The sequence below is a fragment of the Schumannella sp. 10F1B-5-1 genome (assembly GCF_006517535.1).
Classification (GTDB): Bacteria; Actinomycetota; Actinomycetes; order Actinomycetales; family Microbacteriaceae; genus Schumannella.
Genome location: NZ_VHQH01000014.1, coordinates 1 through 301, shown reverse-complemented (window position 1 = coordinate 301; position 301 = coordinate 1). Strand labels below are relative to the sequence as shown.

Annotated in this window: 1 protein-coding gene; it reads right to left on the bottom strand. The window is 72.1% G+C overall.

Features of this window, described 5'->3' with window-relative positions; translation table 11 throughout:
- Window position 1: 1 nt before the first annotated feature.
- The coding region (locus tag FJ658_RS03585) for a D-arabinono-1,4-lactone oxidase (RefSeq protein WP_305004218.1) at window positions 2–301 on the bottom strand (300 nt) is incomplete at its 5' end.

The window sequence follows — 301 nt, the reverse complement described above, 5'->3', positions numbered from 1 at the left end:
GTCAGCGACCGAGCGCGCGCTCGAGGTACGGGTTCTGGAAGACGCGATCCGGATCGAGCCGGTCGCGCACGGCGAGGAAGTCGCCGAAGCGCGGGTAGCGCTCGGCGAACACGCCCGCGTCGAGATGGTGCATCTTGCCCCAGTGCGGCCGTCCGCCGTGGGCGAGGAAGATCCGCTCGGCCGCGCGGAAGTACTCCGCCGGGTCGTCCTTCACGTAGCGGTGCACCGCGATGTAGCCCGACTCGCGCCCGTGGGCGGTGGAGAGCCAGTTCTCGTCGGGGGCGGCGGCCCGCACCTCGAC